17 protein-coding genes and 2 pseudogenes are annotated in these 20,232 nt (G+C 59.8%); 6 read left to right on the top strand and 13 right to left on the bottom strand.

Translation table 11 applies throughout. The features are described from left to right. Nucleotides 1–65: 65 nt before the first annotated feature. The 9 genes from LH464_RS22785 to LH464_RS22825 form a co-directional block, all read right to left on the bottom strand. Nucleotides 66–2,009, bottom strand: a complete 1,944-nt coding sequence (locus tag LH464_RS22785; protein ID WP_226788708.1) for a methyl-accepting chemotaxis protein — start codon at nt 2,007–2,009, stop codon at nt 66–68. Between the two features lie 573 nt (nt 2,010–2,582). Continuing rightward, nucleotides 2,583–3,311: an arsenical resistance protein ArsH gene (gene arsH / locus LH464_RS22790; RefSeq protein ID WP_226788709.1), complete on the bottom strand. Its 729-nt coding sequence runs from the start codon at nt 3,309–3,311 to the stop codon at nt 2,583–2,585. Continuing rightward, complete coding sequence (arsC, locus tag LH464_RS22795) at nt 3,286–3,708, bottom strand: arsenate reductase (glutaredoxin) (protein ID WP_226788710.1); 423 nt, start codon at nt 3,706–3,708, stop codon at nt 3,286–3,288. The genes arsH and arsC overlap by 26 nt, the downstream gene beginning before the upstream one ends. A 2-nt stretch (nt 3,709–3,710) precedes the next feature. Then, a complete protein-coding gene (arsB, locus tag LH464_RS22800; protein ID WP_226788711.1) occupies nt 3,711–4,769 on the bottom strand; it encodes an ACR3 family arsenite efflux transporter in 1,059 nt (352 codons plus the stop codon). Next, the gene (locus tag LH464_RS22805; protein ID WP_226788712.1) at nt 4,769–5,296 is read right to left on the bottom strand and encodes an arsenate reductase ArsC; all 528 of its coding nucleotides are present in this window, start codon (nt 5,294–5,296) and stop codon (nt 4,769–4,771) included. Before LH464_RS22805 ends, arsB begins: the two co-directional genes overlap by 1 nt. A gap of 16 nt (nt 5,297–5,312) precedes the next feature. After that, the gene (gene arsN2, locus LH464_RS22810) at nt 5,313–5,753 is read right to left on the bottom strand and encodes an arsenic resistance N-acetyltransferase ArsN2 (protein WP_226788713.1); all 441 of its coding nucleotides are present in this window, start codon (nt 5,751–5,753) and stop codon (nt 5,313–5,315) included. Next, complete coding sequence (locus tag LH464_RS22815) at nt 5,750–6,103, bottom strand: ArsR/SmtB family transcription factor (protein ID WP_226788714.1); 354 nt, start codon at nt 6,101–6,103, stop codon at nt 5,750–5,752. Before LH464_RS22815 ends, arsN2 begins: the two co-directional genes overlap by 4 nt. 159 nt (nt 6,104–6,262) lie before the next feature. Beyond that, the gene (locus tag LH464_RS22820; protein WP_226788715.1) at nt 6,263–8,356 is read right to left on the bottom strand and encodes a sensor histidine kinase; all 2,094 of its coding nucleotides are present in this window, start codon (nt 8,354–8,356) and stop codon (nt 6,263–6,265) included. Then, entirely contained in the window at nt 8,353–9,093 is a 741-nt protein-coding gene (locus tag LH464_RS22825) for a response regulator transcription factor (RefSeq protein WP_226788716.1), read from the bottom strand. The genes LH464_RS22820 and LH464_RS22825 overlap by 4 nt, the downstream gene beginning before the upstream one ends. Before the next feature lie 218 nt (nt 9,094–9,311). On the opposite strand from LH464_RS22825, the gene LH464_RS22830 reads away from it, so the two are divergent. The 6 genes from LH464_RS22830 to LH464_RS24930 all read left to right on the top strand — a co-directional run bounded on the left by LH464_RS22830 (nt 9,312) and on the right by LH464_RS24930 (nt 16,030). Continuing rightward, entirely contained in the window at nt 9,312–10,334 is a 1,023-nt protein-coding gene (locus LH464_RS22830) for an ABC transporter substrate-binding protein (RefSeq protein ID WP_226788717.1), read from the top strand. A 116-nt stretch (nt 10,335–10,450) separates the two neighbouring features. Further along, the gene (locus tag LH464_RS22835; RefSeq protein ID WP_226788718.1) at nt 10,451–11,479 is read left to right on the top strand and encodes an ABC transporter substrate-binding protein; all 1,029 of its coding nucleotides are present in this window, start codon (nt 10,451–10,453) and stop codon (nt 11,477–11,479) included. A 72-nt stretch (nt 11,480–11,551) separates the two neighbouring features. Continuing rightward, nucleotides 11,552–13,783 carry an ABC transporter permease gene (locus LH464_RS22840; protein WP_226788719.1) on the top strand — a complete coding sequence of 744 codons (2,232 nt, stop codon included), beginning with the start codon at nt 11,552–11,554 and terminating at the stop codon, nt 13,781–13,783. After that, the gene (locus tag LH464_RS22845; protein WP_226788720.1) at nt 13,780–14,841 is read left to right on the top strand and encodes an ABC transporter ATP-binding protein; all 1,062 of its coding nucleotides are present in this window, start codon (nt 13,780–13,782) and stop codon (nt 14,839–14,841) included. Before LH464_RS22840 ends, LH464_RS22845 begins: the two co-directional genes overlap by 4 nt. Nucleotides 14,842–14,868: 27 nt before the next feature. Further along, nucleotides 14,869–15,672: an inositol monophosphatase family protein gene (locus LH464_RS22850; protein WP_226788721.1), complete on the top strand. Its 804-nt coding sequence runs from the start codon at nt 14,869–14,871 to the stop codon at nt 15,670–15,672. A gap of 172 nt (nt 15,673–15,844) precedes the next feature. Continuing rightward, the gene (locus tag LH464_RS24930) at nt 15,845–16,030 is read left to right on the top strand and encodes a hypothetical protein (RefSeq protein ID WP_226788722.1); all 186 of its coding nucleotides are present in this window, start codon (nt 15,845–15,847) and stop codon (nt 16,028–16,030) included. A gap of 50 nt (nt 16,031–16,080) precedes the next feature. Here the strand turns inward: LH464_RS24930 and LH464_RS22860 are convergent. The 4 genes and pseudogenes from LH464_RS22860 to LH464_RS22875 form a co-directional block, all read right to left on the bottom strand. Further along, a pseudogene (locus tag LH464_RS22860) lies at nt 16,081–16,431 on the bottom strand (TraR/DksA family transcriptional regulator). A 109-nt stretch (nt 16,432–16,540) separates the two neighbouring features. Continuing rightward, nucleotides 16,541–16,702, bottom strand: a pseudogene (locus LH464_RS22865) (phosphoketolase family protein); the annotation flags it as partial. Nucleotides 16,703–16,707: 5 nt separating this feature from the next. Beyond that, on the bottom strand, nt 16,708–18,462 hold the full coding sequence (locus LH464_RS22870) for an ABC transporter ATP-binding protein/permease (protein ID WP_226788724.1): 1,755 nt from the start codon (nt 18,460–18,462) through the stop codon (nt 16,708–16,710). Between the two features lie 458 nt (nt 18,463–18,920). After that, nucleotides 18,921–19,586 (bottom strand): hypothetical protein, encoded by a 666-nt coding sequence (locus tag LH464_RS22875; RefSeq protein WP_226788725.1) that lies wholly within the window; start codon nt 19,584–19,586, stop codon nt 18,921–18,923. Nucleotides 19,587–20,232 lie beyond the last annotated feature (646 nt).

Raw genomic sequence — 20,232 nt, forward strand, 5'->3', positions numbered from 1 at the left:
CAGAAACGAATTCGTTTCTGCGCCCATTTTATTTCATCACCGCTTCTGAAACGGGGAGTAGGTTCTCAGAACTCTTCCCAGTCTGAGGCTGGGGCGGCGAGAGCCGCGTTGCCGGAGAATGCAGTCGCAACCTTGTTCGCCAGCTTGCGGGCAGGAGAGGCAACCGGCAACTCGCGGCGTCCTGCCTGTGTTGCGACCGATCGAACAGCAGACTGCTGCATGCGGCCAGAAGACAGCTTGAACTGGGCCAGAAGGGCGTTCAGCGAAGCGGCATCGCGGGCGAGGCCATGACTTGCTGCCGTCTGTTCCTCTACCATTGCGGCATTCTTCTGCGTGTCCTGGTCCATCGTGTTGACGGCAGTGTTGATCTGCTGCAGTCCAGACGACTGTTCCTGGGCCGATTCAACGATCGCGTTGACGTGACGATTGATCTCCTGCACCTCGGTGACGATCGTTTCCAGCGCGCGGCCGGTTTCTCCGACCAGCTGGACGCCACTCTGGACTTGCTGGTTCGAGGTATTGATCAGCGTCTTGATTTCCTTCGCGGCGTTGGCAGACCGCTGTGCCAGTTCACGCACTTCCTGTGCAACGACTGCAAAGCCCTTGCCTGCTTCGCCCGCACGCGCGGCTTCGACGCCGGCATTGAGGGCCAGAAGGTTGGTCTGGAAAGCAATGTCGTCAATGACGCCGATGATGTTGCCGATCTCGCCCGAAGACTTTTCGATCTGTTCCATGGCCTTCACTGCCTTCTGCACGACCTCGCCGGACTTTTCAGCACCGGTGCGGGTTCGCGCGACAAGTGAACCTGCCTCCTGAGCGCGCCTGGCAGCATCCTTCACCGTGGTGGTGATCTCTTCCAGAGCGGCTGCGGTTTCTTCGACCGAAGCGGCCTGCTGCTCGGTACGCTTTGCGAGATCGTCGGCGGCCGACTTGATCTCCGACGAGCCGGCTTCGATGCTGCGGGCGTTTTGGGCGACCTGCTCCAGAGCTGCCTGGAGCTTGCCAGCCGAGGCATTGAAGTCGTTGCGGACGCCGTCGAGCGTCACCGTGAAGGGTTGCTCGATGCGGTAGGAGACATTGCCGTCCGCCAGGTTGCTCAGGCCTTCAGCGATGTTGTCGACCGCGAACTTGACTTCTGCGGCCTCGCGGGTGCGCTGTACTTCGCGCTCTTGTCGGTCGGTCTCTGACAGGCTGCGATTGGCTGCGGCTTCCTGTTCCAGTCGAGCGCGTTCCAGGGCGTTGTCGCGGAATACGGCAACGGCCTCCGCCATCTGGCCGATTTCGTCCTTGCGGTCGAGGCCGTCGATACCGGCTTCGGTCTCGCCGGCGGCAAGAGATGCCATACGCTGGCGAAGGAGAGCCATCGGGGCTGCGACGCCCTTGTGCGCGATCGTCAATGCGATAGCAACGGCGAAGGCGATTCCGACGAGCAGGCCGCAGATGGCGGTGAAGATTGTCGCCGAGACGGACGCAGACAGTTGCTGGCCACCGTTTGTCAGGATTTCCGCCATGGCCCCGTTGTTGGCGCCGAACTTCGGCGAGAGGTCGGTGATCGCCTGATCCAGCTTGCCGGACAGCGTAGCCACCTGTTCTTCATTTCCTTCTGCATGGGCTTTAAGCAGGTTGTCGCCGACTGCCTTGAGGCTGTCAGCGCCGGCAAGCAGTTCATCGATCGCTTCCTTGCGGCTTGGTACCAAAGCCGGGATCTGCGACAGACGATCACGTGCGCCGCTGAATTCCTTGGAGAAGCGTGCGGACAAATCCTGGAACGCCGGTGATCCAGGTTCCTGGGCGAGCGCACGGCTCAGCCATGTCGTCGCAGTCCACATGCCGGCAGCACCGCGCGGACCGAATGTGGCGGCGTTGCTTTCGCGCTGGAGGAAGCCGCTATAGGCTTCGTTGGCAGCGCTGAATTTGCTCGTGACAAACATCAGGCCAGCCAGGGAGATAAATCCGAGGATGGCGATGGCCATGAGGAATTTGGATTTTATCGTCCAGTTCTTAAGCATGATGACCTTCTCAAATGGCAGGAATATGAGGTGTTCCGAGGGAGGGACGGGGGGAGACAGATATCTTCCACCTGGACAACGCACATCATGCACAAAGGCGATCAAACTCGATCAATGTCCCGGAAGACCGAAACACTATCCAATAAAAAAACAATTAAGCTGATGCTGATACTCGCCTGTTTTGCCACGTAAATCGCATGACTGCGCAGTGGGCGGACCACGTTATCGTACTGGATCGCCAGAGATTGCACGCGACCGGCGCTCCGGAGGACGTTCTGACGGCGGCCATGTTCGCAGAGATCTACGGATGTCGGCCGCAGTGGAGCGAAAATCCCAGGGGTGGCCTGCAAGTGGTGATGGATGGGCAGCTTCAAGGCCAAGACCATCGCGGGTTGTGTTGGCTCATGCCCAACGACGCCATCCAGCGAACCGACGCTAGCTGATTAAGATGCTCAACGGCCCGTCCTGCCGGACGCCGCGCTCGTAAAGTTTTGCTGGGGGCTGTGAGTATTGTTGCGTTCACCGCCGTCGCGCGCTCGACACGACGGCGTGATGCGGTGGCGAAACCAGGTCTCAGATGGACTTGAGAGCGACACGCTGCTCCAGTTTCGCGGCGTCTTCCTTTCGCTCACTATACCGGTCGGTGAGGTAGGATGACGCGTCCCTCGTCAGTAGGGTGAACTTTACCAATTCCTCGCACACATCCACGACGCGGTCGTAGTAGGAGGAGGCCTTCATCCGCCCATCCGCGTCGAATTCCTGGAATGCCTTCGCAACGCTACTTTGGTTGGGGATCGTGATCATGCGCATCCAGCGACCGAGAATGCGCATTTGACCCAGCGCGTTGAAAGACTGTGAGCCGCCGGAAACCTGCATCAATGCCAGCGTCTTCCCCTGCGTCGGCCGCACCGATCCGACCGAAAGCGGCACCCAGTCGATCTGCGCTTTCATGATGCCCGTCATCGCACCGTGGCGCTCCGGACTGACCCAAACCTGTCCCTCGGACCAGGCAGACAGATCACGAAGTTCCTGCACCTTCGGGTGACTTGTCGGTGCCTCGTCAGGAAGCGGCAGCCCTTTGGGATCGAACATCCGGACCTCGCAACCAAAGTGCTCAAGAAGGCGGCGCGCCTCGTGAGCAAGCAGCCGGCTATATGATACCTCCCGAAGGGAACCGTAAAGGATCAGGATGCGCGGCTTGTGCGTCGAAAACGGCGGGCGCAGGGCATCGCGATCAACCAGGCGAAGGTGCTGCTGCTGGAGGGCAGGGAATGTCTTAGACAACGCGCTTTCCTTTTTCATCGAGAACCTGTTCTCCGTCTTCTTTCGTGAAGGAGCCCTTGAACGTCTCAGGCAAAATGTCGAAGACGGCCTCGGATGGGCGGGCGAGCCTCGTTCCAAGGGGCGTGACCACGAACGGGCGGTTGATCAGGATTGGTGTCGTGACCATAACGTCGAGCAACTGCTCATCCGTCAGATCGGGATTATCTAGGCCAAGCTCGCCGTAGGGCGTGCCTTTTTCTCGGATCGCCTCTCTTACCGTAAGTCCGGCATCGGAAATCATCCTCGCAAGATCGTGCCGGGACGGCGGTGATTGCAGGTACTCGACGATGTTCGGCTCGATGCCTGCAGCCTGGATCAGGGCCAGGGTGTTGCGTGAAGTGCCGCAAGCCGGATTATGGTAGATGGTGACGTCCATGGTTACGTCCTTTCCGTGACAATGTTTCTGGCAACCGCAGGAGCGGCCTCGTACCAGCCCTTGGAGCGGTTCACGATCCAGACGACCGAAAGCATGACCGGAACCTCGATAAGAACACCGACAACCGTAGCCAGTGCGGCACCCGACTGGAAGCCGAACAGGCTGATCGCTGCGGCAACAGCGAGCTCAAAGAAGTTCGATGCTCCGATCAGGGCGGATGGTCCGGCAATGCAATGCTGCTCACCTGACAGCCGGTTCAGCAGGTAGGCTAGGGCCGAATTGAAATAGACCTGGATCAGGATGGGCACCGCGAGGAGGGCGATGATCATCGGTTGCGCAATGATCTGCTCTCCCTGGAAGCCGAAGAGTAGAACGAGTGTTGCCAAAAGCGACACGAGCGAGATCGGCTGCAACTTCGTCAGCGTCCTGTCCAACGCTCCGACGGAGCCACGGGCTGTCAGTTTTCTCCGCAACATTTGCGCGATGATGACAGGCACGACAATGTAAAGGCCGACGGAGATTACCAACGTGTCCCAGGGAACAGTGATCGATGACAGTCCAAGTAGTAGCGCGACAATCGGCGCAAACGCCACGATCATGATGGCGTCGTTGAGCGCCACCTGAGACAGGGTGAACAGCGGTTCGCCGCGTGTGAGGTTCGACCAGACGAACACCATTGCCGTGCAAGGTGCCGCTGCGAGAATAATGAGACCCGCGATGTAGGAGTCTATCTGGTCGGCGGGCAGATAGGGCCGGAACAACCAGCCAATGAACAGCCAACCGAGCAGTGCCATTGAGAATGGCTTGACCGCCCAGTTGATGAATAGCGTCACTCCGATACCGCGCCAGTAAGTGCCGACCTTCGCCAGGGAACGGAAGTCGATCTTCAGCAGCATGGGAATGATCATCAGCCAGATGAGGATCGCGACCGGGATATTGACCTTGGCAACTTCAGCGGCGCCGATCAGCTGGAAGACGCCCGGCATCGCATGGCCCAAGGCGACGCCCACGACGATGCACAAGAACACCCAGATGGTGAGATAGCGTTCGAACGTTGACATCAGGCGCCCCTGTCCGTTTCGCCCGTCAGACCTTCCATGCTGCCGATCTGACGCAGGCGCGTTTCCAGCGCCATACGGTCAATGGATTCGAGGGGAAGACTAAGGAATGCAGTGATACGGTTCTTCAGGAATCGGGCAGCCTGCGCAAATGCGCGCTGCACTTCGACGTCTGATCCTTTGACAGCCGCCGGGTCTTCGACCCCCCAGTGAGCGGTCATGGGATGTCCGATCCAGACCGGACATGCTTCGCCAGCTGCGCTGTCGCAGACCGTGAAGATGAAATCGAATTCAGGAGCGCCGGGTTCAGCATAGATGTCCCAGCTTTTCGAGGAGAAGCCGGTTGAGGGATAACAGAGCGCCTGAAGCTCACCAAGCGCGTGCGAATTGACTTCGCCTTTCGGCTGGCTGCCTGCCGAGTATGCATTAAAGCGCCCGCCGCCCTCCTTGTTCAGAATGGACTCGGCGAGAATAGAACGAGCGGAATTGCCCGTGCACAGGAAGAGCACGTTGTACGTCTTGTCAGTCATGGTCTTGATCCGTTGTTTAGGTCGGAGGCCTGCCGAGTTTCATGATGATGGCTGATGCCGGGCAGATGCCCGAAAGCTGGCGGGTAGAAAGGATCGCCATTGGAACTTCTGCACGATCTACAGCCACGAACCCCAGAGCTGCGAAGAACGGAGCGGCGGACGTCGTCGCCAGATAGACCTGCGAGCCGGGTGAAATGGTTTCCAGCGTAGCTTCCGCCAATAGTTTGCCTAGTGCCTTCCCACGATGACCCGGCAGGACGACAACCGACCTCAGCAGAGCGAAGTTCCCACAGTCTTCGACGCCAGAGTAACCAACGGTGCTGCCGCTGGTGTCAGTGCCCCGGAAAAATGAACGACCGGGGTCGCCAATGTCCTCGGTTGGAAGGTCCGCCTCGGAAAGGGCGGCGCTCAGGCCAATGTCACTTGCTGTAACCGGCTCCAGTTTAACGACTATCATGAGAGCTTCACCTCTGGTCCGCAGCACGGCTGAAGCTCTGCTATCAGGGGAGCGCAAAGTTCCGCAGCGCCGCCGCAGCAATCCTTGAGCAGGAAGAGCGTCAGTTCTCGTAGCCCGCCGAGGTCAGCTCGATAAATGATTGATCGACTTTGCCGTTCGCTCCTTACCAATCCAGCACGCGAAAGCGTCGCGAGATGTGCTGACATCGTGTTCTGTGGAACGCCGAGCAGGCGTGCCAATTCGCCTGCCGGAACGCCATCGGGCTCGTTCCGGACCAGGAGCTTGAACGTTTCGAGCCTTGTCGTCTGGGCTAGCGCACCAAGCGTCGCGATTGCTGTTGTGTTATCCATATATCCAGAATATCGGATATATTGCCGTTGTCAACCTCGCCTGAGATAAATCGAGAAAGAATGGCCACCCTGCAGATCGGCGCCAGGGAGAGGGAAGGTGTCCTTCAGCCTGATCTGCGCGCCCGGTTTTCGCGGCAATCAACGTTAAGGTGCTGCCGGTCACATCGGGAATTTTAGCGCCACGGCGGCGCCTTCTCCCGGACGCGACTGGATCGAAGCTTCGCCACCACTCTGGCGCACAAAGCCATAGACCATGGCAAGACCAAGTCCCGAGCCGCCGGTTTTCGATCTTGTGGTGAAGTAGGGCTCAAAGGCCTGGTCCAAGACTTCGGGCGTCATGCCTGCTCCTTCATCGGTGACCGTGACCAGAACTGACGTTCCCTCTCGTCGGGCGCTGACCCGGACCGGCCCGCCACTCGGCATGGCGGCTGCGGCGTTAAGGCAGAGGTTCAGGATCGACTGCTCGAAAAGGGCAGGGTCGAGGGCAATGGACGGAAGCCCAGCGTCGACATCAATGTGTAGGCTGTTCTCGGATCCAATGGCCATTTCCAGCACGTCCGCCATCCCGCGCAGAAGGCTGCCGACGTCGACGGAGGTCGGGCGGATAGGATGCTGGCTGCCAATCGACAACATGCTTGCCGCCAGGGCACGGCCGCGTTCCGCCGCCTTGCGAATACGCACAATGTGGCGCGTCTGGCGCTCGTTGAAGCCGGGCTCGCGCTCCAGCAGTCCAAGGCTGCCGGTGATGATCCCGATCATGTTTCCCACCTCATGGCTGACCTGGTGTGTCATGCGCATGATGCCGTCCAGGCGCTGGGCTCTTGCTGCCTCCGCCTCCTGGCGATCGATGGCGCTCACATCCCTTGCCAGCAGCACGATGCCGCCATCCGGCTGCCGTGACACCGAGACCTCGACCACCAACTGATCGTCCGATCGATGGCGCAGCACAACCCGTTCCATCAGTTCACCGGGATCCCGTTCCGAGGGCAACAGGCGCGGATCAAGCTCAGGAAAGGTCTCGGCGAAGTGGCGAAGTGGTAGTTTTCGGGCGGAGCCCGTTTGGCGCATTAGTTCAATGATGCGCCGGTTCATCGTAATCGGTCGCCCGGAGACGTCGAAAAGCGCGATTCCTTCATTCATGTTGCGGAACGTCGAGCGGATGGTGCGTGCCGCTGCTTCGGCAGTCCGGCGCAGGCGCGTGACACGGTCGACGCTATCTTTGAAGGCGCGAAACGCATCAAGCAGGCGTACCAATTCCGTCTCAGTACCTGCATAGACAGGCGGCCAGACCTCTGGTTCTCCCTTTGCCAGCGCATTCATGCCGTTGGAAAGAGCGACAATTCCGTGCGAGACGCGCATGACCGAGCGGATGGAGAAGATTGCCATGACCAGCACGAGCAGGGAGGCGACAGCAACGATCACGAGCAATCGGCTCAGCGCTTCGGAGGTCGAAACAAGGTCCTCGTTGAGACCAAGCGCCACCGCCTCGCTCTGCGTCTCCGTCGCGTGCGACAGCTCGCGCGAGACCGAATGCAGCCGCGAAACGGCGGCCCGGATGGCAAACATTTCGAGCAGGTAGCGCGTCTGGGCCTCGAAGACACGCTCATAGGGGGCAAGCTCAACGGTCGAAATCCGTACGTCCGGTGCAGCGCGCTCAAGACGTGCTGTCGTTTCGGAGACAAAGCGACGGCGCAGTTCGCCGAGCTGGAACAGGCTGTCGGAATTGGAGGCTGATTGCACGATGGCGTTCAGCTTCCGGCGGAAATCCTCATCCGCAATGCCACGGCCCGTTGCGATCTCGCCAAGTGCGGCCGCGGCCTCCGCCTTGTGCTGCTGGGCGGAATCCGCGTCGTCGGCGAGTGCCATTGTCTGTATGCGGATCGTTTCGAGGAGCTCGACGATGCGCGAACTGGCGAAGCCCTTCACGGTTGCTTCCCCGTTTTCCGGCTCCATGGCACGCAGCAGCGTATCGACCTGCGCGACCACCGAGCGGCTTTCGCTCGAGACGCGGTAAGGCGAGGTTGCGTTCATCAGGAAGGGCGCGCTCGAAACGAGGTCGGAGACCTGGCGCGAGACAAGCGAGGCCTTGGCGAGGCTGGAAAAAGCCTGCAAGCCATAGGCCGCCATCTCCTCTCGCGCCCGCTGGAGGCCGTAAACAGCAATCGTCGCCAGGCTGAAGACGAGGACGCAGATGAAGGCGATAGCAAAGGGCAGGCGGAAGGCGATCGAGGAGAGAAAGGGACGGTTGATCACGGCTGCAACTCGCCTTCGTCCGTATCGAGGACATATCCCTTGCCACGCCGCGTTTTGATATGGCGCGGCAGGTCCGGATTGCGCTCTATCTTGCGCCGCAGCCGAAGCACCAGCACATCGACATTGCGGTCGATATAGCGGTCACTCTCCGCGCCGAGCCGGTCAAGGATATGGGCGCGGCTGACGGGCGTGTTCGGCGTCTCCGCGAGGATTTCGAGAAGGGCGAACTCGGCGCTGGTCAACGACTTGGTCGGATCGGCCAGACAGATCGCGCGGCGGCTTTTGAGGTCAACCGACCAGTCGCTGAGCTTCAGGTGCGCCGGTTCGTGTTCGCGTTCGCTTTCCCGCTCAGGCTTTAGGGAGGGGATCGTCCGGCGCAGCACCGCCTTGATGCGCGCCGTCAGTTCGATTGGTTCGAAGGGCTTCACGACATAATCGTCGGCGGCTGTTTCCAGGCCGAGCACCCGGTCTGCTGCGCTGCCGGCCGCTGTCACCATGATGATTCCGATATTCATCTGGGCGCGAAGCCGTTGCGCAAACGTGCGGCCGGAAGTGCCGGGCAGGTTGTGGTCTACGAGAACGAGATGCGCCGTCTCGCGCGCCAGAACGCCCATCGCATCTTCGGCGGAGCGTGCGGTCAGGGGTATCCATCCCTCCGCCTCCACCAGATCGGAGATCAGCTCCGCCATGTCCGGATCGTCCTCGACGATCAGAATCCGAATCCTCTCATTCAACACATGCCAGTCCTCCCGCATGCATCATAGGCAGTGCTGCCACAATGTTCAAAGCGGGCTCGCATTATGCGGTTTGTCACAATTGTAACCTTTGTCATCTTGGTGAGGCCGATCACGCCTGCGGCTGTAAGAACGGTAACCATTCTTCGATTGCAGCGCGCGTCAGATATGCCATCCTGACTGCGGAGATTGGGACGCAAGTTCCAAGAGGGAGGAACATCGTGAGAGGCATCACCGCTTTCGGCGCGGGCGTGGCCGTATGGCTATGCAGTGCCACAGCCGGCATGACAGCGCCGTCGCTCAACGTTTTATGCGGTGTCGACGAGATGTGGTGCGCTGCTATGAAGACGGCCTTCGAAGCGAAGTCAGGCCTCGAAATCTCGATGACGCGCAAGAGCACGGGCGACATCCTCAACCAGATCCGGGCAGAACAGCCAGTGCCGAGCGTCGATGTCTGGTGGGGCGGCACGGGCGACACCCATTTGCAGGGCGGTTCCGAAGACCTGTTGCAGACCTATCAGCCAGCACATGAGCGTCATATGCTGCCTTGGGCGCAGAACTTCTTTGCCATGTCCGGTGGCCGTTCTGCGGGCATTTATGCCGGCGCGCTCGGCTTTGCCTACAATGCGGATCTGTTGCGCCAGCTGAAACTTCCTGCGCCGACCTGCTGGAAGGACTTGACGGACATTGCCTATCGCGGCCGCATCCGCAGCGGCAACCCGAACTCGTCGGGCACGGCGTTCACCGCGCTTGCCACGCTGGTGCAGCTCTTTGGTGAGGAGGAGGCCTTCCGCTTCATGGTGGCGCTCAACCGCAATATCGATCAGTACACGACCGCGGGTTCTGCGCCTGTCAAGGCGGCGGCGCGCGGTGAGGTGCTAATTGGCATTTCCTTCATGCATGATGCCGTGACCCAGAAACAGGCCGGCTATCCACTCGTCATCGTGGCCCCGTGCGAAGGTACCGGCTACGAGATCGGCGCCGTCAGCATCGTCAAGGGTACGCGCCATCTCGAAGACGCGAAACGCTTTGTCGACTTTGCGCTGAGCCCGGAAGGGCAGGGCACCGGTGCGGCCTCGGGGCAGAACCAGGTGCCGTCGAACGCCCTGGCGACGCTGCCGCTCGCGGCCCCTGATATCTCGATGATCAAGATGGTGGACTACGACTTCGCCACCTTCGGCTCGCCGGAAGAACGAAGTCGGCTGCTCGAAAGGTTCGATGCAGACATTACCGCGATGAACTGATCGAGACCTAAGCTACCCCGAAACAGTGAACGAGCCGCACCTATGCGCAGGCCGATGGCCTTTCCGTGTCTCGTTCATGGAACTGATCCAAAACCAGGTAACAGGAGGAATGCCCCATGAAAAAGAAGACCCTTTCCCTCATGCTCTTTGCCGGAACCGCGCTTGCATCGCTCCCGGCACAGGCGGCCGGCGAACTTAACCTCATCTGCTCGGCGGACGTTGTCATCTGCGAGCAGATGAAGGGCGATTTCGAGAAGGCGCACAGCGATATCAAGGTCAACATGGTGCGCCTGTCGTCCGGTGAGACCTACGCCAAGGTGCGCGCGGAAGCCCGCAACCCGAAGACCGACATCTGGTGGGCCGGCACGGGTGATCCCCACCTGCAAGCGGCGTCCGAAGACCTCACCCTCGAATACAAATCACCGAAGCTCGACGAGTTGCAGGACTGGGCTAAGAGCCAGGCGGAAAGCTCCGGCTTCCGCACGGTTGGCGTCTATGCCGGTGCGCTCGGCTGGGGCTACAACACGGAAATCTTCAAGTCGAAGGGTTACAAGGAGCCGGTCTGCTGGGCCGACCTGCTGGCACCGGAGCTGAAGGGCGAAATCCAGATCGCCAACCCGAACTCTTCCGGCACCGCCTACACAGCGCTCGCCTCGCTCGTACAGATCATGGGCGAGGACCAGGCATTCGACTACCTGAAGAAGCTGAATGACAACATCTCGCAGTACACCAAATCCGGATCCGCGCCGGTCAAGGCGGCTGCCCGGGGTGAGACGGCGCTCGGCATCGTCTTCGTACACGATGCGGTCGCGCAGACGTCGGAAGGCTTTCCGGTCAAGTCGATCACGCCCTGCGAAGGCACGGGCTACGAGATCGGCTCCATGTCGATCATCAAGGGCGCGCGCAATCTCGACAACGCCAAGCTCTTGTACGACTGGGCGCTGACCCCGGAAGTCCAGTCGCGCATGAAGGATGCGAAGTCCTTCCAGCTTCCCTCAAATAAAAGTGCTGAAATCCCGAAGGAAGCCCCACGCTTCGAGGACATCAAGCTGATCGACTACGACTTCAAGACCTATGGCGACCCGGCAAAGCGCAAGGCACTGCTCGAGCGCTGGGATCGTGAAGTCGGCGGCATCGCGAACTGATGACATTCTGATCGGCGGCGCAGGTCTCCTCTGCGCCGCCTTCCAACAACGCAAGTGACAGCGAGGTATGCCGTGACGCATGGCAAACGCAGGCTGAACGTGGCCGTGATATTGGGCGTGGTCGCTTTGACGCTTCTGCCCTGGTACCGGATCGACGGAGGCTTTTTCGGGTTCGGCTGGCTAGCCGGTTTCCCGCTTTCGTCCGAGGCGGCGCCCGGGCTGGTGCAGATCGTCTCTCACGGTCGGCTGTGGTTGGCGGTTGTCGTCTTGCTGCTGCTCGCCGCCGGTGCGATGCGCGGCATCGCGGACCCGATGCGGCGCGGCGGGGTGCTGGCATGGGTGGGCGGCATTGGCGTACTGTTCCTGTCGCTCCAGGGCCTGGCCATCGGTTTCTCCGGCTGGACTTGGACGCTGAGCGAGAGCCTGTTCGGAGCGCTTCCGAATGGCCAGCCGGCGATGGGGGCGGGGGCTGTGCTGTCTGCGATCGTCTTCGTACTGCTCTTCGCCTTTGGCCTTGCCGAACGCGGGGTGATGAAGGGTGATGCCTTCGTCATTGCGTCGATCGCGCTGCTTGCCTTCCTCGTCACCGTCTTCGTCTTCTACCCGATCGGCAGCATGTTCATCGGCGCCGTTCAGGACTTCGACGGCTCGTTCAATCCAGACAATTTTATCCGCAACATGCAGGATCCCGGTATCTGGAGCCTCGGCTGCCTGACCGGCGGCGCACGCTGCGGCGTCGCCTGGCGTACGCTTTGGCTCGCCATCATGACCGGCCTCGGCTCGACCCTGCTTGGACTCGCCTTTGCGCTGGTGGCGACCCGCACCCGCTTCCCCTTCAAGAAGGGGCTCAGGCTGCTGACGATCTTGCCGATCATCACACCGCCCTTCGTCATCGGTCTGGCGCTCACGCTGCTCTTCGGCCGTGCCGGTGTCGTCACCGAGGGCCTTTCATACCTCTTCGGTATCGAGCCCGGCCGTTGGCTCTATGGGCTGACCGGTATCTGGATCGCGCAGGTGCTCTCCTTCACCCCCATCTCCTTCCTCGTCCTGATCGGCGTCGTCGAGGGCGTCAGCCCATCGATGGAAGAAGCATCGCAGACCTTGCGCGCCGACCGCTGGCGCACCTTCTGGCGGGTCTCGCTTCCGTTGATGAAGCCGGGCCTTGCCAATGCCTTCCTCATCGGCTTCATCGAGAGCATGGCCGACTTCGGCAATCCGCTGGTGCTCGGCGGCAGCCATGGCGTACTGTCGACCGAAATCTTCTTTGCCGTCGTCGGTTCGCAGAACGATCCTTCCCGTGCCGCCGTTCTTGCGCTGGTCCTGCTCTGCTTCACGCTCTCCGCCTTCCTCGCACAGCGTTTCTGGCTGTCGGGCAAGAACTTCGCGACCGTGACAGGCAAAGGCGACAGCGGGGCGCATATCGCGCTGCCGCGCGGGTTGTCGATCGGCGTGCACGCCATCGTCATCCCGTGGATGATCTTCACTCTCGTCGTCTACGGCATGATCCTCGTCGGTGGCTTCGTGAAGACCTGGGGCCTCGACAACAGCCTGACGCTCGATCACTACGCCCGTGCCTTCTCCGTCAGCTTCGAGAACGGTAGCATCGCCTGGACGGGTGTTGCCTGGAACTCCTTCTGGACGACGATGGAAATATCGTTGATCTCTGCGCCCCTGACGGCGGCCGTCGGACTGCTCACGGCCTACATCATCGTCCGGCAAAAGTTCGCGGGTCGGAACCTGTTCGAGTTCGCGCTGATGATGAGTTTTGCCATTCCCGGCACGGTCATCGGCGTCAGCTACATCATGGCCTTCAACCTGCCGCCGCTGGAACTGACGGGCTCCGCGCTGATCCTGATCGCCTGCTTCGTTTTCCGCAACATGCCGGTCGGCGTTAGGGGCGGAGTTGCGGCAATGAGCCAGATCGACAAGAGCCTCGACGAAGCCTCCCTGACACTGGGTGCCGACAGTTTCAGAACTGTCCGCAAGATTATCCTGCCGCTTCTGCGGCCGGCCATCACTGCCGCGCTCGTCTATTCGTTTGTCCGGGCGATCACCTCGATCAGCGCCGTCATCTTCCTCGTCAGCGCCGAGTACAACATGGCGACCTCCTATATCGTCGGCCTCGTCGAAAATGGCGAGTACGGCGTGGCGATCGCCTATTCGTCGATGCTGATCCTCGTGATGATCAGTGTCATCGCCGGTTTCCAGCTGGCGGTCGGCGAGCGTCGCTTGCGCCGCGAAAACCGCGTTGCCGGCATTGGCAACAACGGTACCCTTCCTCTCGGTCAGGAGAAAACCGCATGATCACCGTCAAGGCTGGATCCGTCACGTTCCAGAACGTTGCCAAGTCCTTCGGCGCCTTTACCGCCATACCCGACCTGTCGCTCACTATCGAGCCGGGCACGCTGGTGACGCTTCTGGGGCCTTCGGGCTGCGGCAAGACCACCACCCTTCGCATGCTTGCCGGCCTCGAACACCCAAACTCAGGTCGGATACTGATTGGCGGCCAGGATGTCACCATGTTGCCAGCCAATGAGCGGGACGTCTCGATGGTGTTCCAATCCTATGCGCTCTTTCCTCACATGAGTTCGTTGGAGAATGTCGCCTATGGCCTGCAGTCATCGGGCCTGGGGAAGAAGGAAGCGCGTGAAAAGGCTGAGGAGGGGCTAAAGCTCGTCGGTCTCGCCGGCATGGGACAGCGTCTGCCGGCGGAACTTTCGGGCGGTCAGCAGCAGCGCGTGGCGGTTGCCCGTGCTCTGGTGCTGGAGCCGCAGGTCCTCCTGCTCGACGAGCCACTCTCCAATCTTGATGCGCGCCTCAGGCGGCGGGTCAGGACGGAGATCCGCGAGTTGCAACAACGTCTCGGTTTTACGGCAGTCTATGTCACCCACGACCAGGACGAGGCCCTTGCGGTTTCGGACCGTATCGTCGTGATGAAGGACGGCCAGATCGCCCAATCCGGTGCGCCGCGAGAGCTATACGAAGCCCCGGCATCGCCTTTCATCGCCGACTTCATGGGCGAGGCGAATGTGCTGCCCTGCGAGGTGATCCGCTGGGAAGCGGGCGAGGCGCTCGTTCGGGTGAGCGATGTGGAGCACCAGGTCTACAGTGTTCAGGCGCGCACAGGCGCGGCCAAACTTGCCGTGCGACCAGGTTCGATCAAGATCGGCAATGCGAACGGACCGGGCCTGAAGGGGAGGGTTCTCCACTCGGCCTATCTCGGTGGCCATGTCGAATATGAGGTTGAAACGGATGTCGGCACACTCTTTGTCATCGACCACGATTTCGACGAGGCCCATCCAGCCAGCAGTGATGTCACATTGGCATTCAAGAAGCGTGGCATAGCCCTGATCCCCGCATAACAAATTTACCAAGCGAAGGAACACAGCATGAATTCGAACGATGTGGCGCTGTCCGCGCGGTTTGCGCTGGCGAAGTCCCTGGCTGCCGATGCTGGAGCCATGGCACTCGATTACTTCAACCGTCGCGATACGCTGGTGATCGAGACAAAACGGGATCTCCAGGATGTCGTCTCGATCGCGGATCGTAACGTCGAGACCTTCCTGCGGCAGCGCGTGGCCGAAATCCATCCTGAAGACGGGTTTCTGGGCGAGGAATTCGGCTTTGCGGAAGGGCGCTCAGGTTTTACCTGGGTCGTTGACCCGATTGACGGAACGGCCCCCTTTGTCAATGGAATGCCAACCTGGTGCGTCTCTATCGCAGTGCTTCACGGCGGCGAACCAGTCGTCGGCGTGATCCATGTTCCCTGCTCGGATGAAATCTTTGCCGCTGCCAGAGGTTTCGGGGCGACGCTGAATGAAAACATCATGACACTCGATCCGTCACGCAACATTCAAAACGCCATGACCGGTATCGGTTCCAACACCTATGTGACGCCGGAGCGGGTAGGCGCCATCATCACTGACCTGTTGGCCCAGGGAGGCAACTTCATCCGCAACGGGTCGGGTGCGCTGATGCTTGCCTATGTCGCCGCGGGAAGGCTTGTCGGCTACTATGAGCCGTTCATGCGCGCCTGGGATTGCATGGCCGGTTACTGCCTCGTGCAAGAAGCCGGCGGCCGCTGCCTTCCTTTCCCGACGGAGGGGGCGAAGCTGCTGGAAGGCCACCCCGTTCTTGCCAGCAACACGAGTTGCTATGACGAGCTCGTTGGTATCCATACGGCCAATCAGTAATTGGCTGCCAACGTCGCATCGCCTGCACTGGGCGGTGCGCCCGCCATCGCCGGGCTGGGCCCGTCCATGCAAGGGGTCTTCTTCGGAGCGAAATGTCGCACCGCCTATATTTCACTTGTCCCTAAAGTAGACTTCAGTAGGGTTCCTTCATCATTGGATGGAGGAGATCCAAATGCAGCATCTAGACCCCAATAGCGTAAAGAACGAGATCGAAAAGCGCGTCTGGTCTGTAAGGGACTTCGCGAAGCGCAATAGCCTCGATAGGCTTGAAGAGGTCCGGCTCCTTCAGCTTTTTGGACCATTTGCGACTGCCAGTGAACTCCAACACAACGTTAAAAGATCACCAAGGTGTCAGTAAAGCGCTGTGACCGGCGTCAAATGTAACCTGTCCGTTCGCCTGACCGCCGCCTAGCCAGGGGAAACGCAGGAGCGGCAGAACGGCGTATGTGGAACGGCCTCTAGCCGCTGATCGTCGATCGGGTTTCCACATTTCACGCAATGTCCGAAGGTGCCTTTCTCCAACCTGGTGAGAGCGGCGCTGATGGCGGCTAATTCGTTCTGCGCGGTCTGGCCAAGCTCGTCGAGCACCTCATCGTTGTTGCGCTCGACCGCACGGTCGTCGTCGTCCGGATTTCGCGGCTACTCGAAGTCGTCTTCGATAGCCCGGAGCCTTGCCTCCAGCCGCGCGCGGCGTTCCAATAGTATCGCCCTGTACATGTCGTCCCGACGCTGGGATTGAGAAGGAGCATCTGGGGTCATCGGCGGATATCCGTAGCTAAGGTTGGATGCACCATTCTCTCGCTTTTGGGGAGCAATGCATTGATCACTGTCAAGCGGATCCCATTGTCGACGGTCAGATGGACCATTTCTAGCTCTCTATCTCCGGCAGGTCCTCTCCGAATTGCCGATGTAATATTAAATGGAATAGACCCTGCCGCGCAGGTCGTTCCTCCCCCAACTCCGGTGCGCGTTCGATTGCCTCGATGGCCAGATGAAAGCGATCGAGTTCGTTCATCACCGGCATGTCGAACGCTATTAATTCGGGGCGAGATGCGGCCGCTCATCAAGCTCCTGCGCCTTCAAGGTCCGCGGTCTTACGATCTCGGCAAACGCCTCGGAATTACCGACATAGACGATCCCGCAGGCCATGCTTGCGAAGACCCGGCAAAGTTCCGCTTGGGCCTCCGGCTCCAGACCTTCGACCACGTCGTCAATTATCAGCCAGTCGGGCTTTGCGACCAGGGAGTTCGCGACACGCACACGGACCGCGTCTTCCCTGTCCAATTCGTTGGCCCACTTCGCCTGCCGTTCAAGCTGTGCGACAAGATGAGCTGCACCGGCTGCACGTAACGCCTCTGACAATGAACTGCGTTTACGTTCTTCCGGCTCAAGCGGATAGGTAAGAAGTTCGGCGAGCGTCGAGATCGGGAAATAGCCGACCTGCGGCATGTAGGATATGGACGATCCCGCAGGCAGAGAGATCTTTCCCGCCGCGGGCTTCAGGTCGGATGCCATCGCCTTGAACAGAAGATGCAGATCGGCGTCACCATCCGCGGAGATCATGACTTTCTGCCCAGGGGGCATGACGGTCTCGCCCGGCAGCCTCAGCCCCCTGCTTCGCGTTTCGGGCGTTGGCCGCAACTCCACATTGTTCAAGACAAGGCTCGCACCGCTCTCCTGGTTGCCCTCGTTCTTTCCATTCGCCGGTGCGTCCGACTGCGATAGGGCGTGAAGAAAGGTGGATACCCGCATCAGGGTGGCCTGCCAGTCGGCGATCCCCCGGATGTTGTCGACGTACCACCTCAAGGCAGCGTTGACCTGGATGAAGGCGCCGACGGCCATCATCAACACCCCGAAACTGATCTTCCCCTGGAGGTACATGGGCGCAGCGACAAGTATGGGGACGATCTGGAACATCCATCCGAAGCCTGCAGAGACCCAAGTCAGGTTCGTGCTGGCGACAATGACCTGCCGCAGCGTCAGAAGCACGGCCGAAAGTGCACGGTTCAGCCGCCGCCGTTCATTTTCCTCGCCACGGGCGATTCCTATCAAGACGATATGCTCGCTGGCATTCACGAGCGAGTACCGGAGCTCCGCTTCCAGGGCGTATCTCTGCGCGTTCAACGTCGGCAGAGACCTTCCGACTATGGCACTCAATAGGGACGCGATGCTCGCATATCCGATGGCAGCCCAGACCAGATAGCCGTGTACGACCACACGGGCGCCAAAAATGTCGATGGAGAAGGGCTGGGAAACAGTCCACAGCACGCCCACGAAACTCGCCAGGAGGATCGTGGAATTCACCAGCCCGATTGCGAGCGAGGTCGTGTTCTCTGCGAGGCTCCGCGCATCTTCGTGAAGCCTCTGGTCGGGATTTGTCGCAAGCGCTCCATAGCGCGCAAGCCGGACCGCCCGTCCGGGCTTCAGCCACTGGTCCATCATCGTACTCGAGAGGCCCTCGCGCATGGCCAGTGCGGTCACCTGATTATACCATGCCTGCGCTACGTTCAGCACGATCAGCGACGCTGCGATAAAAGCGAAAGCCTTCAGTTGGACAAGGAGCGTATCGACGTCTCTGCGCTCTAACGCATCATAGAAGGGCGCCGTCCAACGGTTGAGACGGTACTGGGAGTAGGTGGTAAGAAGAATGAGGACAAACACTGTCCCAGCCGAAAGCAGAACTCGGCTTCTCACGGGGGTTCGCCGGAATGCGACAGCCATGACCTTGAGCTGCGCTATAGTGGTGAGCCGCAATCCAGCTTTCACCGACGAAACCGTTTCGCTTACCATCAGATTATGCTCACCCTGAGCGGCCGCACCTTCGCTGCGTCTATGATATCCGCTCGAGCTGAGATGGCCTTGATCGTTATCACACAACTGCCCGCATCTTGCGGCACTTCGCTAGGAAGCTCGGCAGAATTTCCGGAAGCTTGAAGTTCTCACGTATGATGAAATATTTGTCGGGCCAGCGTCTTGGTCAACCCAGGATGGCCTGCGGCTTCAGCTGCCTGCAGACGCAGGTGTCCGGTCCAAAGGGCCGCGCGGTCGATCTTGCTGCTGCATGGCGGATGAACACTGATTGAATGCGCTATCGATGATGCTTAGTTTCGCGGCTTGGACGGCAAGAAAGCTCTCGAGAAAGTTCCGGGAGACCCATATCGGTGAGCGACCTTTCATGCCAGTCCATCCCATTATCGAAAGTGCTTCTGCTTCCCGGATGATCCGCGCCACATGGGATTTCGATAAGCTCACTCCGGCGGCCATGTCCGGATGGAACGAAACGATGTCAATATAGGCCCGGAGCCGTTTCCCGGTTCCTCCAAGGCGAAGATGAGCCGCTCGGTGACCAAAAATCCATTGTTCACCCACATGAAGTGAGAGAACGCGGTTGCTGGTTCACGTATACTGGAATGTTGGACAAATCCGTCCGCGATCAATGGTTGCAACTGAGTTATCAAGGCCCGGTCAGACTGGTAATCAGCCAGCCGGGTGCCCGCGTCGATCATGTCCAGGGTATTGGCATGGATACTCATCCAGGTATCGAGTGCACCAAGCGTCTCGGAGGATGGCTCCAGCAACTTCTTGCGGCGGTCGAACCTGTCGGGCTTTTCCAGCAGAACTCCATACTTCAGCATCTCGCTTAGGAAAGATGCCGCCGTATTGCGGCTCGCGACGTTAAAAACTCGAACGTGTTCAGAGAATCTTGATGCTGTCAGCCCGTCGAAACGCTCCTGCGCACGTCCTCGAAAGTAGAGCGACAGGCCAATGTGGGCCATCAGCCATCTATGCTGGGTCGAAAAAATCGACGCTAGGCGTGGGCTACGTTCATTGACCTGCAAGAAGGCCTCGGATTGTCGTTGAACGCACGCAAAAAAGTCGGCGTGTTGGGCAATTTCCGCGGCACGCAATGACATCTAGTTCCCTGTCGAAAAAATACTCGGCCACGCCGCATGCAACGGTTCTTCGGGCTTGGAGGAAAGTGCGTTAGCGACAATCGGCCATGCCTCATTCCAAGATCGCTAGCAGCTTGTGAGAGCGCAAAGTGCGCTGGTGCGCGCCCAGAATGTTTTGACGTTCGGTCAAAACATGTCACTCATACGGTCTTCCCAATACTCAGTATCAGGTGTCATTCTGGGTCAGGAAAAACAAGAACCGAAATTATTCATTAACCATTAAAATCAAAGTATTGTTAACACCTACAATCGGAAACGAATACGGCTAGCGCTGCCAGCGTTTGTCGGCCCGGCTGTGGCTGCGGGCTGGCTTGCCTGCCGCTGGTGGCATCGTTGGCGGTGATCGAATTCGGAGTTTTTGAAGAAGACGCGCACCTCTAGGCCGCGGTGGCTCGCTCGCAGCTTGAAGGGCCGGTGAGGGCAGGTGCGAGAGCGTACGATTTAATCGGAGCAGGGGCCGTGTGCCCATACCGTCGCGGATGATCCGGATCGGGTCGGTAAATTAGCCGTCGCTGCCCACCGAACTCACTTGCAGGATCCTGCGGGTCATGCCCGGGGTGTCCAACCCGCACAGGTTGTCGTGCCGCTTTTCGTAGCCGTGTTGACT

The sequence above is a fragment of the Pseudorhizobium xiangyangii genome (genome assembly GCF_020531965.1).
In the GTDB taxonomy this organism is placed as follows: domain Bacteria; phylum Pseudomonadota; class Alphaproteobacteria; order Rhizobiales; family Rhizobiaceae; genus Neorhizobium; species Neorhizobium xiangyangii.

Excerpts from the sequence above, each read along its gene's own strand:
- LH464_RS22875 (WP_226788725.1), bottom strand. The coding sequence starts at position 19,586 with ATGTCATTGCGTGCCGCGGAAATTGCCCAACACGCCGACTTTTTTGCG.
- LH464_RS22805 (WP_226788712.1), bottom strand. The coding sequence starts at position 5,296 with ATGACTGACAAGACGTACAACGTGCTCTTCCTGTGCACGGGCAATTCC.
- LH464_RS22815 (WP_226788714.1), bottom strand. The coding sequence starts at position 6,103 with ATGGATAACACAACAGCAATCGCGACGCTTGGTGCGCTAGCCCAGACG.
- LH464_RS24930 (WP_226788722.1), top strand. The coding sequence starts at position 15,845 with ATGCAGCATCTAGACCCCAATAGCGTAAAGAACGAGATCGAAAAGCGC.
- LH464_RS22850 (WP_226788721.1), top strand. The coding sequence starts at position 14,869 with ATGAATTCGAACGATGTGGCGCTGTCCGCGCGGTTTGCGCTGGCGAAG.
- LH464_RS22870 (WP_226788724.1), bottom strand. The coding sequence starts at position 18,462 with ATGGTAAGCGAAACGGTTTCGTCGGTGAAAGCTGGATTGCGGCTCACC.
- arsB (WP_226788711.1), bottom strand. The coding sequence starts at position 4,769 with ATGTCAACGTTCGAACGCTATCTCACCATCTGGGTGTTCTTGTGCATC.
- LH464_RS22845 (WP_226788720.1), top strand. The coding sequence starts at position 13,780 with ATGATCACCGTCAAGGCTGGATCCGTCACGTTCCAGAACGTTGCCAAG.
- LH464_RS22835 (WP_226788718.1), top strand. The coding sequence starts at position 10,451 with ATGAAAAAGAAGACCCTTTCCCTCATGCTCTTTGCCGGAACCGCGCTT.
- arsN2 (WP_226788713.1), bottom strand. The coding sequence starts at position 5,753 with ATGATAGTCGTTAAACTGGAGCCGGTTACAGCAAGTGACATTGGCCTG.
- arsH (WP_226788709.1), bottom strand. The coding sequence starts at position 3,311 with ATGAAAAAGGAAAGCGCGTTGTCTAAGACATTCCCTGCCCTCCAGCAG.
- arsC (WP_226788710.1), bottom strand. The coding sequence starts at position 3,708 with ATGGACGTCACCATCTACCATAATCCGGCTTGCGGCACTTCACGCAAC.
- LH464_RS22785 (WP_226788708.1), bottom strand. The coding sequence starts at position 2,009 with ATGCTTAAGAACTGGACGATAAAATCCAAATTCCTCATGGCCATCGCC.